The organism is Roseivivax sp. THAF197b, from assembly GCF_009363255.1.
GTDB lineage: Bacteria > Pseudomonadota > Alphaproteobacteria > Rhodobacterales > Rhodobacteraceae > Roseivivax.
Genome location: NZ_CP045318.1, coordinates 2,638,898 through 2,656,153, shown reverse-complemented (window position 1 = coordinate 2,656,153; position 17,256 = coordinate 2,638,898). Strand labels below are relative to the sequence as shown.

The following is a 17,256-nucleotide window of genomic DNA, read 5'->3' as shown; positions in this document are numbered from 1 at the left end:
TCGTGTCCCTGACCGGTATCTTCAGCGTGAAACGAGGCCTTTTCGGCCTCGTCGTGCTTTTGCTTTGCGGTATCTGGCTGTTCCTGGCCAGCGACGTTTTGCGTCAGCTCGATCAATTGGCCACGGCCTCTTCGGACAACGTGCAATGGACCCTGTCGCAGGGCGAGGTTGAACTGGCCGCGCTGGACAAGGCCGTCTCGGTCGCCGCGCTGGACCCCGAGGCCTCCCTGGTCGAGCTGCGTCGTCGCTTCGATATCTTCTACAGCAGGGTGACGACCCTGGCCGAAGGTCCGTCCTTTGCCACGCTGCGTCGCGATCCCGATGCCAATGGCAGCCTGATGGAATTGCGCGAATTCCTGAATCGCAACGTGTCCTATTTCGACAGCGAAGATCCGGTTCTGCGGGAGGCGTTGCCGCGCATTCAAAGCGAGGTCGTGGCGCTGCGTCCGGTCATGCGGCGCGTCGCCCTCAAGGGCATAGAGCGTTTCGCCAATCAGAGCGATCAGAACCGCACCGGCGTCTCAGACACGCTGAGTTACGTGGCGCTGGTCACGACCGCCCTGATCGGCGTTCTGATGTTGATGCTGGTCGTCATGGCCCGCCTTGCGCGCGTTGCCGAACGAAATGCACGCAACAGCCGGGCCGTCAGCGACCGGATCGAGACGATCATTTCCACCTCGATCGACGCGGTCATCGTCATCGACCTCGAGGGAAAGGTGGTCGAGTATAACGGTGCGGCCGAAAAGATCTTCGGCTACACCCATGCCGAAGCCGTGGGGCAATCCATGGCCGAACTGATCGTCCCCGACCATCTGCGTCAGGCCCATAACAAGGGCATGGAGCGCTTCATCAAGTATCGCCAGGAACGGGTGGTCAATCAGGGGATCGTCCAACTCGAGGCGAAGCGTCGCGACGGCACGCTGTTTCCGGTGGAATTGTCCATCGCCAGCGTTCAGCGGCCCGAGGGCGAGATCTTCGTGGGCTATATCCGCGACATCTCCCGCCGGGTCGAAGCCGAAAATGACCTCAAATCCGCGCGCGACCGCGCCATCGCGGGCGAGAAGTCGAAGGCCAACATGCTGGCCGTGATGAGCCACGAGATGCGCACGCCGCTCAACGGCATGCTGGGCACGCTCGACCTGATGGAAACGCTCGATCTCGATTCGAAGACGGAGCGCTACGTCAAGACGATCCGGTCTTCGGGCAACGTGCTGTTGGGGCATGTGAACGACGTTCTCGACATCTCCAGCCTCGATGCGGGGCGGATGACGATGACGCCGCGGATCTTCGATCTCCACGCTTTCCTGGAGGAGCTGGTCGATACCTATTCCCAGCCCGCGCGCGAAAACGGCAACGTGATCGTTCTGAACGCCGCCGGACGCGAGCTGAAGCATGTCTACAGCGATCCGGTCCGCGTCCGGCAGATCCTGATCAACCTTCTGGGCAACGCGATCAAGTTCACGCGGAACGGCCAGATCACGCTGGAGGTCGAATGCCTGAACGGGCTCGACGAGGTGGAGATCCGCGTCATCGACGATGGCATCGGGATGGAGAAGGAAGACCTGTCGCGAATTTTCGAGGATTTCGTGACGCTCGACAGCTCTTATGCGCGCAACAACAACGGCACCGGCCTGGGCTTGGGGATTTCCGCGCGCATGGCCAAGGCGCTCGGCGCTGAGATTGGCGCGGACAGCGCGCCTGGCGAGGGAAGCCGCTTCTGGCTGCGCCTGTCGCTGAAGCCGCCCGCGGGGCAGGAATTGCCCGCGCCCGACGCATCCTCCGGCGGCGCCCGGAGCAAGGCCGCGAAGCCCGCCCACACGATCCCGGCCCGCAACGTGCTGTTGGTCGAGGACAATGCGGTCAACCGATTGGTGGCCCGCGAGATGCTGGAACGCGACGGCCATCGCGTCGAAGAGGCCCATAACGGTCGCGAGGGCGTCGCTTTGGCCAGCCGCAAGGCCTTCGACGTGATCCTCATGGACATCTCCATGCCCGAAATGGACGGGACCGAGGCGACCCGCGCCATACGCTCGGGCGGGGGACAATCCGCCGACAGCCCGATCATCGCCACGACCGCCCATGTGTTGCAGCATGACGTGCAGCGCTTCCGCGATGCGGGCATGACCGATGTTCTGGCCAAGCCGATCTCCATCGCGGCTCTGCGCCGGATCATGGAGACCTTCGCATCGGATGCCGACGACGAGGACGAGGCAGAGCTTCTGGAGGCCGAACAGCCGCTCTTTGACTGGGAGCAGGCCCGCACTGTGCGCCGCACGCTCAACAAGGAGCGTTTCGCCGCCGCGATGGATGCCGTCTGCGATGAGTTGGAAGCGTTCATCGACACGCTGGATGCGCAAGTCGCGGATCCCGCGCAGCATGACGCGCTGGCCGCCGAGGCGCATCGGCTGGCCGGGTCTTCGGGTATCTTCGGTGGGCTCCGGCTGGCCGAATTGCTTCGCGAGTTCGAGGTTCAGCTTCGCCTCGGGCCGGATGATACGCTCGATGAGGCGGCCGATGACATCAAGGCGTGCTGGTCCGAGACGGTGGAGATCTACCGCGACGAGAGGCAACTGGAGCTGACCTGAGACGGGCGCGTCGTCTCGGAACTGCCAAATCGCTCATGACCCCGCGGGCTTCGGCGCGCGGGGTTTTGCATGTCCGAAGGGCGGGCGGTTTTGTCGTCGGTGCGCGGCCAGCTCGGTGTCTGTCGCTCGGTAGGATCTCGGCGGCGCTGGGCTTGGACAGCGGCACTGCGTAGAGGGCGCGCACCCAAGCGCGGACGTGATGCCTTGAAGAGGCGACGGCAGGCCGTTTAACGGTCTTGCCCCGCGGTACAGGCGTCACGCCCAAAGATCACATCAGGGCACGATACTCGATATTTGATGCGCAGCGCGGGATCGCAATGGAGCTGAGCAGCCCATGCTCGGGCACTGCGACGACAAGGGGCAATGCGCGGAGATCGGGACGCGTATGGGGCTGGGAGCCATCTGGTGCTCACAGCCCTGCGGCCCGATGGCGGCAAGGTCTTGATCGCGCCCCGCCCCTACGCGACAGGCACGCCCCTCCGGAACGCCGTGCGGCCCCGAGCATCTTCCGCCACCGAACCGCATCAACGGAAAAAGGCCCCCGTGGTGTCCACCACGGAGGCCTCCGTTTAAGCGGCGGTCGGTGCTGCCACACCCGACCGCCTTTGCAGGGGGACGCCCCACGGGGTCACCAACCCCTGTACCACCCTGCAAATACCATGGGACCGACATCGAGTGTGTCCTCGACCCAGCGATAATCGGCCTCGATCTTGACCCCCGCGAACAGCTCGCCCTTGGTGATGGGGCGGCGCACTTTGACGCCTGCGGCCGGGATCAGCTTGTTGTTGTAATTGTTCTGGTCCTTGTCCCAGGCGAAATGCATGTCCGCGAAGGGCACCATCAGCCACTTGCTGTCGGCGATCTTGTATTCGAGCGAGTACTCGCCCCCGACGGTCAGAACGATATTGGTGTCGCCGGGCTCTAGCGAGCCGGGAGCGGCCAGCGTGCCGTAGCTCTTGAACACCGAGGAGACCCGGTCGAACGGGCCGAAACCGCCGCCTTCCTTGGGGAAATAGCGGTAGTAGTAATAATCCGCGGCAAAGCGCCAGCCCGACTTCTCGAGCCCGCTTTCGAGCTCGGTGTACCAATCGTGGCGCGCGGAGAAGGTCAGTTCCAGGTGGTCGCCCAGCCGCGTCGAAAGCTGCACGCCGAGGCCGTGCTTGGTGGAGTTGTTCCAGGGGTTCGGCTCGGTGTCGCGGACGTAGTTGCCGAGGTAGAAGAACTGCAGCTTGGTGTCGCCGCGCTGCCAGACCTGCACGCCCTGCTTGAGCCAGGCCTCGGCGAAGGCGTTGCCCTCATCGGAGTCCTGATTGGTGTTGGGAAAGCGCAGGATGCCGCCGGTGGCGCCGGGAAAGGTGATCTTCGGCAGACGGGCGGCGTCGTCCTCGTTGGCCTGCGCGGCGGGCGCGTTGAGACAGAAGAGGGCGGCGGCAAGAGCAATGGATTTCGCGAGATGGAGGCAGCGCATGGTGCGATCCTTTCAAGGGATGGTGATGATCGGCTGGTGAGGCCGGGATGTGGGGGCTTGGGTTTGGTCGGTGTGGCGGCCGGGCGGGCTTGGCAGGCCCGCCCGGCGCTGTCGTGCCGGGGTCAGTGGCGGTCGTAGACATCCTCGAAGCGGGTGATGTCGTCCTCGCCCAGATACGGGCCCATCTGGACTTCGATCAGGCGCATCGGGACCTTGCCGGAATTGGCCAGCCGGTGCTTGGCGCCGAGCGGGATGAAGACGTGGCTCTGCTCGGGCAGGAGCCGGACATCCTCGCCCACCGTGACGGTTGCCGTGCCTTCGACGACGATCCAGTGCTCGGCGCGGTGCATGTGGCTCTGCAGGCTCAGGATGCCGCCGGGATCGACAACGATGGACTTCACCTGGAAGCGACCGCCGAGCATCAGCGATTCGTAATGGCCCCAGGGGCGGTCTTCGCGGGTGACGGCAGGGGTCTCGGCCTGGATGTGCATGTGTTTGGTCATGGGCGTGGTCTTTCGTGGTTGGTGATTTGAGGGGCGTGCGGGGCTGCGCTCATCCGGGCATGGGGGCCGGGACGGGCGCGGGTCGTTTCGGGACGGAGCGGAAAGCGGCAAGGCTGAGCATCAGGAGGGCGAGGCCCAGCTGAACCTGCAGCTTGAGCGTGACGAGCAGGGCGAGATCGGCCTGGCCGGTCAGTTGCGCGGCGAGCGGTACAGCGCCCAGGTAAAGCGGCACCGCCACGGCGAGGAGCGCGATCCCGCGGTAATCGTTCTGGGCCGAAAGCCAGGTCGCCACGAGGTAGCTCAGCGTGAAGGCGGTGGCGGCGCCTGCGGCCTCGGCCAGATGGGGGGCGGCATCGCGGAAGGCGGGACCGGCCAGCAGCGTGAGCAGGACCTCGGGGATGAGGAGCGCGGCCAGCATCAGCGGCACCGAGACCAGCAGGAAGAGAAGCGCCACCGGGCGGGCCGCACGCAGCACGCTTTCGCCGCGGGCAAGGGCAAGGCCGATTGTGGGCAAAAGCACCGAGGCCAGGCCGAAACAGGCGAAGAACTCGATCCGCTGGAACAATCCGAGCACGGCAAGCTGACCGGTCTCGACGGGCGTCAGCAGAAGCTTGGCGAGCAGCAGGTCGCCATCCAGAAGCGCCACCTGGGCCAGTTGCAGAAAGGCGAAGGGCAGGGCGGCAATGGTCAGCCCGCGGATGAGCTGGCGGGAGGCGGGCTGTGCTGTGGCGCCAGGGTCAGTGGCGGGCACATCGCGGGCAATGACGGCCCAGCCCAGCACGATCGACAGGGCCAGCGCGGCACTGATCCCGGTCAATCCCCAGCCCATCTGCCAGGCCAAAGCGCCGCCCGCCAGACGCACGAGCATCTCGATCTGGGTGGAGCGGATAACGGCGCCGACCTGCAGCCTGCCGGTCAGCACCCCGCGCAGCAGACAAAGCGGCATCGCGAAGGGTAGGGCCAGTGCGAGAAGCATCAGCGCGCCCGGCTCCGACAGCGACAGGGCCTCACCGGCTTGCGCAATCCAGAGCGCGAAAAGGCAGATGGGCAACGCGATACCGCCCCAGAGGAGGGCGTTGCGGGCCAGTCGGGCATGGGCGCTCGTGACGGTCGCGCCGTCTTCGGCGGCCACGCGTTTGGAGACCGCCATCTGCACCGCCGTGAGCGCGGCCAGAATGCCCAGTTTCAGCGTCAGGAGCAGGGCCAGATCGCCGAACAGCTCCGGTCCGAGCCAGCGGCTGAACAGCATGTTGTAGGCGAGGTTGCCGACATTGGCGATGTTCGAGGACACGAAGATGGCCGCCGCCGGGCTCAGGGCGAGCGCAGTGGTCGAGAGCCGACCGAAAAGGGGCATGGGGCGGGGCATCGGATGATCCTCGGGGGGGCGGTCAGAGAAACGCGGCGCGCTGGGCCAGTGGGGCGATGCGGATCTCGGCGATCAGGCCCAGCATCTGCACACCGGCGCGCAGAACCGCGCGGGCGCTGACCTTGGAGCCGGGGATCTCGTACCATTCGGCCAGCGGCATTTCGTAGAAGGCGGCCTGCGTCGTCCCGTTCGTGCCGAGCCGCGAGAAGAGCTCGATGTCGAACAGCCATCCGGCCTGGAACGGTGCGGCAAGCGCGCGAGTCAGCGACGGGGTGGCGCGCAGCATCTTGGCGCCGCATTGCGTGTCGCCGATGGGCATGCGCAGCGCGACACGCGCCAGTGCGTTGCAGATCCTTGAGACGAGGCGACGATTGTCGGCGCGCTCGATCTTGTGACCCAGCAGCGGTCGGCGGGAACCGAAGATGACCTCGACATGGTCATGGCGGTTCAGAACCCGCAGCATGTCACCGATGGCATCGAGCGGCGTGGCGAGATCGGCATCCCAGTAGCCGGTGATGGCAGCACCGCGGGCCGTGGCTTCGATCAGGCCCTGCCGGACAGCCTCGGCCTTGCCGCCATTGCGGGGCAGCGCCAGCACCGAGATGCGGCTCGGTGCGCGTTTCGCCATGTCCTGCAGACGCTCGAGCGTCGCGTCGCGGCTGCCATCGTCCACAAAGAGAAAGTCGATACCGGGCAGCATCTCGAGCGCGGCATGAAAGGCACCGACATCGAGGCGCTGTGCCTCGTTGTAGCAGGGGACCACGATGATCGTGCGTCCGGTCGAATAGGAAAAGGACGGTGCGGTCGCGGCGGTCAGGGTGGGGTCGATGCGCATTTTCGGAAGTCCGTGAGCAGGTGACTGGTTGCTCCTGTCTTCCCATGCAGCGCGGCCTCCGTCGCTTGGGCGTCGGGTTACGGCGCGCACCATCGGCAGCGAATGGGGAGGCGAGTGGGTCGCCGGGCAGCCCAAGTGCCGCGCACGGCTATACGTTCGATTAGGGCGCTACGCCGGTGGGGGCATCAGGGGCCAGAATCGGGCGGTTCGCGCGGTCCGCGGGGCTAGTCGCTTGAAGGCGTCCCAGATCTGCGGTTTGCGTGGAATGTTCGCACCGCCGATCGAGACGCCTGGATCCCGGCCAGCGCACCGGCGCCAATAAGTCTGGCTGTGGGCAGAGCCTGCCTTCGATGCGCGAGGCAGCGGACACACCCCATTTCTGAGCGGTAGAACGCGGCCTCCTTATAGTCGCGCATCCGGACAGGCGTGTGAGCGGTGCAAATATCGTCTGGCACCGTCAGTCGGTCGTTGGATCAAATGCGATCACATCCGGCGCGCTAACCCGCGTTTCGCCGCAACATCGCGGGCGCATGGGCGCGCGGCGCTGAAGGCCGCGCGATGAAGACCGCTTGCCCGAATGCTGCCCATCACGCACCGTCCGCGCGCGGGCGCACCTCTTTCGGATAGGCGGAGTGCCCGATGCGATCGGTCGCTAGGCCTCTGGAGGGGGCACTGTCCGCATGCTGGTCTGCCGGGAAGATCGGGGCTCGGGCAGGTTGGATGGGTCGGCCCCACCGACATCACACCTGCCCATCACAACGTCCCCCTGCCACCTCGAAGGACCTTGCCCGATGCCCCGACTTTTCGATCGCTCCCGCCGCGCGTTGCTCTTGTCCTGCGCGCTTGTCCTGCCCGCTCTCAGCTCCGCTGTCGAAGCGGGCGATCTGCGCAGCGCGCCAAAGATGCCCCATGCGCCGATGGCCGATCTCTGGGATGGCAGCTTCCACAATCCCGTCTCGACGCCAAGCCTGCAGATCGCCAAACCGAAGCTTGCCAAGACGCGGCCCGGCCGGATCTCGACCATGGGTGCGGTGCGCCAGGGCGCGCCCATCCGCCTGGAAGGCGCAAATCGCGTGGCCAAGCTGAAAAGCCTGATCGCCGCCGCCGAAGCCGGACGTCTGGGCTATGACGCGGTGAATTACGGCGCCAAGCGCCTACCGCCGCGCCGCCCCACTGAAATGAGCGTTGGCGAAATCCTCGACTGGGTCCGCGCGACGCCCGGCCAGCCCCACGCCATCGGGCGCTACCAGTTTATCCCGAAGACCCTGCGGTCCCTGCTCAAGCGCAGCGGTACGCCGCATTCCGCGCAGTTCACGCCCGAGCTGCAGGATCGCCTGGCCGATCTGTTGCTGCTGGATGCCGGCTATGCCGCGTTCCATGACGGCGCGCTTAGCCGCAAACGGTTCATGCACAACCTCGCGCGCATTTGGGCGGGCCTGCCGACCAGCTCGGGGCGGTCCTATTACCACGGCTATGCCGGAAATCACGCGACGATCTCCTGGCGCGATTACGACCGGCACATGGCGGCGATCTTCGACTGATCGCGACGCGTCTTTTTCTACCCCTCGTGTTGACTTGCGGCGCTTCGGCGCCGTTTTTTTTGGCCGCTGGCTCTGAGAAGCACTTCGGGTCACCGAGGATACCGCGGGATCGTTCCCATATTCACTGCGATCCGGTGTCGGGCTGGTCCGCCGATGTGGCGCAGCAGGCCCGGTATCCCATGTCGTCCGGCCTCTGCGAAGGGCATCAGGGCAGTGAGAATGCCATGGCCTGCCCACGCTGTTAGAGTTCCTGGGTGGGGGAGCACCGGAACACGGCAGGCTCAAGATTCTGCGACGCGGCCAAGCCCAACAGAAAAACGCCGGACCCGCAGGCCCGGCGTTTCATGCATTCCGGTGGTGTTGCTCAGTCCAGCCAACGCTCTAGCCGGTCCCAGAGCGACGTGTCGAGCAGAAGGCGCAGACGGACGTAGAAGCCCTCGCCGATCAGATCCTCGGCGCCCGGGAGCATCTTGTTGAGGTGGTTATACCCCACCGCAAGAAGCGTGCCCTCGGCCATCGCGATGCCGAATTCGGCGCCGATCGCTTGTGTGGCGTAGCCTTCGGAATCCCACAGATGCGAGGCCTGCAGGCCGAGGCGGAACCGGTCATCGGCGAAATCCCAATCAAGCCCGGCCTGCACAAGCTGCGTCGTGGCGGCACTGGTCACGCCATCCTCGAAGCGCGTCTCGCGGTGGATGCCCGCATATTTTCCGCGCAGGTCGAGGTTTTCGCGCGCCCGGTATGCGGCGGCGAAGGACCACAGATGCGCATCCTCGCGCACACCGTCCTGCTCGAACCGGCGCTCGTACCAGGCCAGAACGTTAAGCCGATCGTCGTCCAGCGGACGGTAGGCCGCACCGATGCGGGCGCGCTGGCGGATGCGGACATCCTCGGCGCCGGTATCGTCGACCGCGTGCCGGACGCGGCCCAGAACGCTCAGCTCGGGCGTGATCTGACCCGCGACACCGAGATTGGCGTAGAAGGTGTCGCCTTCGTCCTCGAAGGTGGTCTCGAGGTCGAGATCCGCGATCCAGTTGCCATCCTCGGACATCCAGTCCATCCCGAAGGTTACGGCGGTCAGCCAGTCCTCGTCGGTGCCAAGCCCGTGGGTATGCTCGACCCCGAAGCGCAGGTCCACGCCGTGAATGGGCGACCAGGCGGCGCGCATCGACTGGATCATCCGCGCGGCTTCCAGATCGTGCCCCTCGGCATGCATCTCGCTGCGCGCGGTCACGTGCTCGGTCACGGCGTAATCCACCGAGAAGGCGAGATAGGACAGCCGCTCGGGGCTGTCATCGCCGAACAGCGTCACCTCGCCATCGAGGTTGAAGCGCAGCTTGTCGGTGGCGGCATATTGCGCCGAGAAGCGTGCGAAGCCGTCCATGCCGCCCGACACCGGCGTCAGCATGTCGAAACCGAAGGTCATGGGACGCCCGTCTTCGCCCGCGCTGCGCGACCAGGTGGCGCCAAGGATGCCGTAAAGCCGGATATCGGCGTCGGGGTCATGCATGTCATGCTCGAAGCGCAGGCCGGCGCGCAGGGTCTCGTCGGGATTGCGCGCGATTTCGACCGTGGCTTCGCCGTTCAGACGCTCGGTCTCGTTGATGCGATCGCGGACATATTGCAGCTCTGCCTCAAGCCGATCTTCGCCGAAGACCAGCGTCTCCACGCCCAGGCTGATCTGGTCGATGCCGGGGTCGACGGATGCGCCCGTGGGGGCGAAATCCTCGTCCGTCGAGGTTGCTTCTAGTCGCAGAGTGGCGCTCCTGCCGTAATGGGTGAGGGCCACGCGCGCACCGGTGCCCGCCACGCCTGCAGCGTCTTCGGAGCGCGCGATCTCGGCCTCGATCTCCGTGCGCTCGCCGATCCAGCTGCGCAGGAAGGCGGCCATGACGCGCTCGCGCTCGTCGGTCATTTCCTCGGCATCCGCATGGACGACCCGCAGGCCCATCTCGGTGCGCGCGCCTGCCTGCCAGAGCACCTCCGCCCCGTAGAGCCAGTAGCGTTCGGTCGTGTCGGCCTCGGTCTCGTAGCGGATGCGGATCGAGATCGGGTTGCCCGAGGCATCTGTCTGCGCCACGGGCGCGTTGAACAGGATCGCACCGCGGAAATAGTCGAGCACGTAATCGGTCAGCCGGATCTGGCTGCGTTCCTCGATGATCTCGCCGGAGATGCGGTCGCGGACCAGAAGGTCGACCCGTTCGCTGCCTTCCTGGATGTCCGTGAGGTCCAGATCATAGGGGCCGGAGATGCCGCGCGCGGGCACTTCCTCGATCTTCTGGCCCTGACGTGTGCGAGCGGCAAAGACCGTGACGGCGACATCCTCGCCCTGCCAATGCCCCTTGAGGCCGGTGGTCACCCGGTTATAGGCGCCAAGCTCATAGGCATCCGATGCAGGCTCGATCGCGAAATCGCCATAGAGGATGTAGGACGCGCCTTTCTCGATCTTGACGTAGAGATTGCTCGACGAGGCCGCATCATAGCCGCGCTCGGACGCATCTCCGTAGACCGGGTAATATTCATCGGTGCGGATATCGCGGAAGAGCCGATCCTCGGTATCGCGGTCCGACGAATAGCGCAGGGTCAGAAGCTTATCGCCGCGGATCCGGCCCTTGAGGTAGAGCTCGCCGCGCAGGCCCGTCGCCGTCTCCTCGAAGGGCGAAAGCTGATCCTGATCGAGGGCCACGTTCTCGCCGCCAAGGGCGACGGCGCCCTCGATAACCCCGACAAGGATGCGGGCATCGAGATCGGGCACCCAGTTCAGCCGCGCCTCGGCGGTGCCGAAGCTGCTGGTCGCGGTGATCCGGTCCGGGCCCGAGACTTGCGGTGCCAGAAGATCGAAGGTCGCTTCGCCATTGTCGAGATAGACCTGCGTGCCCGGCGTTTCGGGCCGAATATCGGCCACGTCCCAACGGCCATGGTGCGCCGACAGCGTCACCAGCGACGAGGTCTCGACCGGGCGGCCCGCGGCGTCACGAATCTGAACGAGCACGGGCACGGCCGTCCCGGCACTTGCGGGGGCCTCGTCCGGCGCGATGATCGCAAGCCGGGCAGGCGCGCCGGGTGCGGTGATCACGGCCTCCGCACTGGCGCGGGGGATGCCGAACGGATCGGTGCCCGAGAGCGTCAGCACGTTGCGACCGGGGCGCAGCTCAAGGGCCACGTATTCCATCGCCTGTACATTGCCCGCAGCCCAGCTTGTCCGCTCGCCGATGCGGCTTGCAGGCACCGGGCTGCCGTTCAGCGTGAGCGCGAGGTCCAGGTCGGCGGGCCCCTTTACGCGCAGCGACAGGGTGGAGCGGCGGGTCCGGCCTTCGGCGGGCAGGTCCAGGAAACCCAGCGTGGCATCCATCTCCGCGACCATCTCTTCAAGGCTCATCCTCGCCACATCCCGCGCGGGGGCCTCGGCATCCTCGGCCACGGCGCGCGCAACCCCTGCGGGGCTGAGCTGCGTCTGGGTGGCAAGACCCGCTTCGGTGCGCGCAGAAAGCGGCGCGGGACGGCCCGCCTGTAGCGGCAGATCGCCCAGACGCTCCGGACCGGTCTCCGCCTGGCGCGCGGCGAAGAGGGCGATGCGCTCGGCGGTCTCGGACCGGGCCGTGGCGGGGCAGCTCAGGGCGAAGGATTCGTTGCGCAGCTCGCCACGCTTGAGATCCACGAGCCGCGAGCCGCCGCGCCGCAGATCCATCGTCCGCGTGGCCAGCGCTTCCGCGCCCGCAGGCAGGGTGCGATGGTCGAGCACAAACGCATGGGTGACGGGGCGCAGACCGAAGAGCGAGAACTTGCCTTCATGGTCGGTCACGACCGTCAGGCCGGTCTGCGTGACGATGCGCACGCCGGGCACGCCGGGCTCGTCTTCCTGCAGGCCTTTCACGCCGTTCGCGTCGCAATCGAGGTACACCGTGCCGACAACCACGCCTTCGGGAGAGAAGACACCGCCGCGATCATCGAGCGTGACCTCCGCGCGCGCCTCGTTGGATGTGACGCGGTTGCCCAGCCCGGCACGCTGACCGGACAATTGCGCCACGTTGACGAGGCTGCCGGGATCGAGGGCGGGCGTGGCCCGCAACACGTAGCTGATCGTGACGCGCGCCTTGGGGGCCAGCGTGCCGAGCGAGATGCGCATCGCACCATCGGGGCCGGTCGCGGGGTCGGGCGCGGCATCGCCATCGACCCGCAGCGATCCTTCGACGTAATCCATGCCCGCGGGAAGCGTATCGGTGACAACTGCATCGACCAGCGCTTCGTCCATCTCGTTCGCGGCGACGAGCGTGTAGCGCAGGCTCTCGCCGGTCTCGATGCGGGCCTTGCCCGCGCTCTTTTCCAGCGTGACGGGCATCGTGTAGCCGGGATCGAGCGGGATGTCGCTCGGCGCGAGCGTCTGGCCGTCATGGGAGAAGGCCGCGCCGTATCCTGAATCGGCGCGTACGCTGCGGCCGAAATCGGGAAAGCTGTCGCGGTCCGACGGAAAGTTCAGGCCCGAGGGCGGCTGCACATCGTAGACATAGCGGCCCGCGCCCATCGTGCCGAAGGAAAAGAAGCCGCGCGCATCGCTCGTGCGGCGTGCGACTTCACGGCCCGACATGTCGCGCAGGATCACTTCGGCGCCAGCGACGGGCGCGTTGCTGACCGCGTTGAAGACGACATTGCCAGGCACCACGGGCAGCGTCGCGGACAGCTGCAGATCGCCGCAAAGGGCTGTGCCCGTCAGCGTGTCGCCCGCCTCCGTCGCCATCACGCCGTCATGATGCACCGGGCGCGACATCTGCAAAAGCGGCAGGGGACCGGTGGAGAAGATGCCGGTATTGGGTCCGGTCTCGGTCGCCGTCACTTGCTCCAGATCGCCGGTCAGCTGGCTGCGCACGGTGATCTCGACGCTGTCGATGGCGTCGCTCACATTGCAGGCGCCGCCGTTGAGCTTCAGGCTCTGATCTTCGTTCAAGGCAGCGATCGCGCGGTCGAACTGTAGCGCGGCGCCTTCGCCCGCCACGTCCAGAGTGACCGGGTTCGAGGGCACGATGTCGAAATCCGGACCGCCCGGGTGATAAGCGCCTGCCACATTCTCGACCTCGAGATCGCCTAGCGTGCCGGGCACGGTCACGGTGAATTCCAGATCCGCCGATTGGCCGACCTCGAAGATGCCGTCCCACGCCCAGGCAAGCGCATCGATCCGGGCGGGATCGGCGGGCGGGGTCGTGACATAGCTCTGCATCGGCGCGCCCGCGACGTGATAGATCGGCATGAAGCCAGAGGACGGCCCGGTTGCCTGAAAGACGGTATTCAGCGGGATCTCGTCACGCACCAGAACGACGCGGCGGGGCGCGCCGTCGATCAGGATCTCTTCCGTGCCGATGGTGGTGTAGGGGGGGATCGGCATCGTGGCGTTGTTGCGCACGGCGATCGTGTAGGTCAGGTCCGTGCCTGTCGCGGTCTTGCGGGCAGCCACGGATTTTTGCAGCTCGAACGTGCCTTCGGACACGATCACCCGGCCACGGCCTTCGCCACGTGTCACCAGCGGGATGTTCCCGCGCGCGATGGCCTGAGTATTGGTCTGGTCGAAGCCGAGCGAGGTCCAGGCTTCATCGCCAAGCCGCGCCTCGTCCCGAACCCGGAACTGGTAGATCATCTGCTGGCGTGCACCGACCTCCACGGGCAGTGGCGCGCCGCGTTCGACCACGGGGTCGTCAGCGTCGATGATGGCGTTGCGGTTGCGGTCCCAGAACAGCTTCTGATTGCCCAAGATGCCCCGCTCCATGTCCTGCACGAGCGTGAGGCCGATGCTGACATCGACATTGCCGTCATTGCGGACCTCGAAATAATGCTGGTCCACGGCGCCGCGTGTCAGGCGCAGATCGGTGAAGCCCGACAGCTCGACCGCGGCCACGGCCTGCACGGTCGCGACGACCGTGTTCGACCGGACCGTCTCCAGAAGGCCGAATTGCGGGTTCCAGTAGGTCGTGATCGCCTGGTTGGCGATCTCCGTCCCCGGCGCCGGGCTGCGCGCCGCGACCGGTGTGCCGAAACTGGCGACAAGCGCCAAAGCGAGGGCCATCAGGAAAGACAGCCAGGGGCGGACAAGACCGGGCAGCGGCATGTTGCGGGCTTTGGGCATGGGGGTCTCCGGGGCAGAGGCGCGGGGGCGGCGGGGTGGCATACTGAAGATGAAAAAGGGCTGGAGGGCGGCTGGTGAGGCCTGAACGGGACGGCTGGTGAGGCCTTTGGAAATCTGAGAAAATCTCGGGGAGAGGGGGCTCCCCCGCGCGCCGGGGCGGCGGGAGAGCGGTCTTTCGTGTCAGCGATCAGGGATCGACGCGGACCGTGAACTCGAGCGAGGCATCGGCGCCGGGGGCAAGCGCGCCGTGGCTGCTTTCGATCAGCGGATCGCCGGTCACATCGAGCGTTGCGGTCGCCGGGGTGACAGCCGCGTCGCAAGCCGCGCCGCAGGTCTCGTAGGCGGTGTAGGCCGGCACGATATCCTTGATGACGACGTCATCGACGGAGGCGGTGCCGGTATTGGCCGCAACGATCCGGTAACGGATACACTGGTTGGGCTCGACGGCCTGACGCTCCTTGGAGAAGGCGCCGGGATTGCCGTCGCAATCGGGGTCGATGGCCTGGTACTTGGTCAGGGTCACGTCACCCGAGACGACCACGATCTGGTCCTCGACCGCGTTGTCGAGCGTGTCGCCATCGGTCGCGGCACCGCTGTTGAGCGCCGTGTCGATCGAGATCGTGCCGGTTTCCGCGACGCCGGGCACCGGGCCCACCTGGACGCGGTAGATCAGCTGCACGCTGTCACCCGGTGCGATGCCGCCCGCGATGTCGTCGATGTTGTCGATCACCGGATCGGTCGGATCGAGCACGCCGTCCCCGTTCTGGTCGAGGTAGATCACGCCCGAGAACTGCGACAGGCCGGTCTGGCTCAGCGCACCTTCGGTGATCGTGATGTTGCCTTCGTTCGTCACGGTGTGGAGGATGTCCACGACGCCGCCCGGGGCTGCCTGGGTCGTCTGGTCCGCGGAGATCGCGAGGTCGACCACGGTGTTGACGGTTAGCGCGTCGACGATGCTGTCGCTCTGGCCCGAGATGGGCGAGGTGGCAACGATCTCGAAGGACGTGGTGCCCGGAACTTCATCTTCCGCGGGCGTGATGACGAGGTTGACCGTCGCGCTCTGGCCTGCGGGGATGGTGCCGGTGTTGGTCACGACCGTGCCGTCGGGAAGCTGGAATTCGTAGGTCCAGCCATCGGGCAGGGGGGCGTCCAGCGTCAGATTGTAGTTGTCCGACGTGGTGCCCTGGTTCGCAAGCTCGAGCGGGTAGATCACGGTCTCGCCCGGATCGGCGGTCGTGGTCACCCACGGGGCGCCGAGGTTATCGGGGTTGTCGCCCGTGCCTTCGGAGCCTGCGACCGCGTTGGTCAGGTCGACCGTGGCGGCCAGGACCGCGCCGGTGAACTCGGCGGTCGAGGTGTTGACGTTGCCGCTTTGCGTCGAGGTGGCCTCGATCGTGGCGGTGTAGTTCGTCGTGCCTGCGGCGGCGGGTGCGGCGTTGACGGGCAGGGTCGCGATCAGCGTGACCTTGGTGCCGGTGCCGGCCGCGAGCGGAACCTCACCGACGATGGGCGTCGCGCCATCGGCGCCGACGACGCGGAAGGTGGTGCCTGCCGGGAAGTCGAGGTTGCTCACGTCGAGCGTGTAGGCGTCGTCCTGGTTCGAGTCGTTGCCGAGCACGAATTCGAAGACGACCGTGCCGCCCTGTGCGGTATCCGTGGTCTCGAGCACGCTGTCATTCGCCGCGTCGTCATCGGTCGCGGAGCGCAGAACCGAAAGGTCGGACTGCGTGAAGCTGTCGTCGATGACGTGGACATATTGCGGATCGACTTCCACCGATGCGGTGTTGGAGTCGGGATAGGCGCCGGAGGCATCGGCTTGCGTCGCGGTGTTCTCGATCAGGCCCGCTTCGGCCAGCGCGCCGATCGTGGCTTCGAAGGTCACGCTGCCGGTCCGGCCGGGGGCGACGCTGGAGATTTCGAACTCCACGGTGTTGGAGGCCGCATCGGCCTGCCAGGCGATGGTCTCGCCCACGCCGTTCGTGGCATCGACCAGCGCGCCGTTCGATTCATCGAGCCCGCCTGCCACGGTCGCGTCGGACCACTGGGCCGAGCTGAGCGTGTAGGGCAGACGCGTGTCGATCACGTCGCTGACGGTGTAGCCGGTCGAGGCAGACAGACCGGTGTTGGAGTAGGTCAGCGTCACGGTGACCTTGTCGCCCGCATCGACGATGGTCGGGTCGCCCGCGCTCTTGTCGACGCTCATCGACTTCACGAGTTCCATGATCGCGCCGGTGGCCACGGTCAGGGTGTCGAGGTTGGTGACGGTCTCGGTGCCGTCGAGCTGGCTCGTGGCGGTCAGAGTGACCGTCTCGGTCTGGCCTGCTGTTGCGGTGGCGGGCGTGGTGGTCACGATGACGATGCCGAAGCGCTCGCCCGCGGCCAGAACCGGGGTCTCGGTGATCGGCGTTGCGTTGTCGGCCACACCGTCCATGTCGGCATCGGCGTAGATGACGACCGAGGCGAAATCGTAATCGCCGGCACCTTCGACGGCGGTCAGGGCGAACGCGTCGGCGCCGTTACCGGTATTGGTGACGATGTGCGGCAGGAAGGCCTTGCCGCCGGGCGCGATCTCTTCGCTGTTGTCGGAGGTCAGCAACAGGCCCGCGACCTGCTGAACGACCGTCTCGACCTTGTTCGAGGTCACGGTGATCGTGTCGCCCGCGCCGTTCACATAGGTCGCGGTGGCCTGGTTGCCGATGACGGAGCCCGCCTCGGGCGTCGCGGCATGTGCGGCGACCCCCAGGACGGAGGCCAGCGCAAGCGCGCTGGTCGTGCGGAAGAACGTTTGATGTTTCACAGAATTATCCATTTCAGAGACAAAGGGAGGGGGGAGGCAGCCGGGAGAG

At 66.4% G+C, this 17,256-nt stretch carries 7 protein-coding genes and 1 pseudogene; 2 read left to right on the top strand and 6 right to left on the bottom strand.

The annotated features are described in order from the left end of the window. The first annotated feature begins 2 nt into the window (after positions 1 to 2). Entirely contained in the window at positions 3 to 2,585 is a 2,583-nt protein-coding gene (locus FIV09_RS12745) for a PAS domain-containing hybrid sensor histidine kinase/response regulator (protein ID WP_152450327.1), read from the top strand. A gap of 628 nt (positions 2,586 to 3,213) precedes the next feature. On the opposite strand, the gene FIV09_RS12740 is transcribed toward FIV09_RS12745, so the two are convergent. The 4 genes and pseudogenes from FIV09_RS12740 to FIV09_RS12725 form a co-directional block, all read right to left on the bottom strand. Then, positions 3,214 to 4,053: a hypothetical protein gene (locus tag FIV09_RS12740; RefSeq protein WP_152450325.1), complete on the bottom strand. Its 840-nt coding sequence runs from the start codon at positions 4,051 to 4,053 to the stop codon at positions 3,214 to 3,216. A gap of 122 nt (positions 4,054 to 4,175) precedes the next feature. Further along, a pseudogene (locus FIV09_RS12735) lies at positions 4,176 to 4,505 on the bottom strand (cupin domain-containing protein); the annotation flags it as partial. Positions 4,506 to 4,605: 100 nt separating this feature from the next. Then, on the bottom strand, positions 4,606 to 5,922 hold the full coding sequence (locus tag FIV09_RS12730; RefSeq protein WP_152450321.1) for a hypothetical protein: 1,317 nt from the start codon (positions 5,920 to 5,922) through the stop codon (positions 4,606 to 4,608). A gap of 22 nt (positions 5,923 to 5,944) precedes the next feature. After that, positions 5,945 to 6,757 carry a glycosyltransferase gene (locus FIV09_RS12725; protein ID WP_172975718.1) on the bottom strand — a complete coding sequence of 271 codons (813 nt, stop codon included), beginning with the start codon at positions 6,755 to 6,757 and terminating at the stop codon, positions 5,945 to 5,947. A 791-nt stretch (positions 6,758 to 7,548) separates the two neighbouring features. Here FIV09_RS12725 and FIV09_RS12720 point away from each other — a divergent pair. Then, entirely contained in the window at positions 7,549 to 8,298 is a 750-nt protein-coding gene (locus FIV09_RS12720; RefSeq protein WP_152450317.1) for a hypothetical protein, read from the top strand. A gap of 364 nt (positions 8,299 to 8,662) precedes the next feature. Here the strand turns inward: FIV09_RS12720 and FIV09_RS12715 are convergent, their stop codons facing one another. Both FIV09_RS12715 and FIV09_RS12710 read right to left on the bottom strand, forming a co-directional pair. Further along, the gene (locus tag FIV09_RS12715) at positions 8,663 to 14,410 is read right to left on the bottom strand and encodes a DUF11 domain-containing protein (protein WP_172975717.1); all 5,748 of its coding nucleotides are present in this window, start codon (positions 14,408 to 14,410) and stop codon (positions 8,663 to 8,665) included. A 187-nt stretch (positions 14,411 to 14,597) separates the two neighbouring features. Beyond that, positions 14,598 to 17,207 (bottom strand): NEW3 domain-containing protein, encoded by a 2,610-nt coding sequence (locus FIV09_RS12710; protein WP_254702431.1) that lies wholly within the window; start codon positions 17,205 to 17,207, stop codon positions 14,598 to 14,600. Between the last annotated feature and the right edge of the window lie 49 nt (positions 17,208 to 17,256).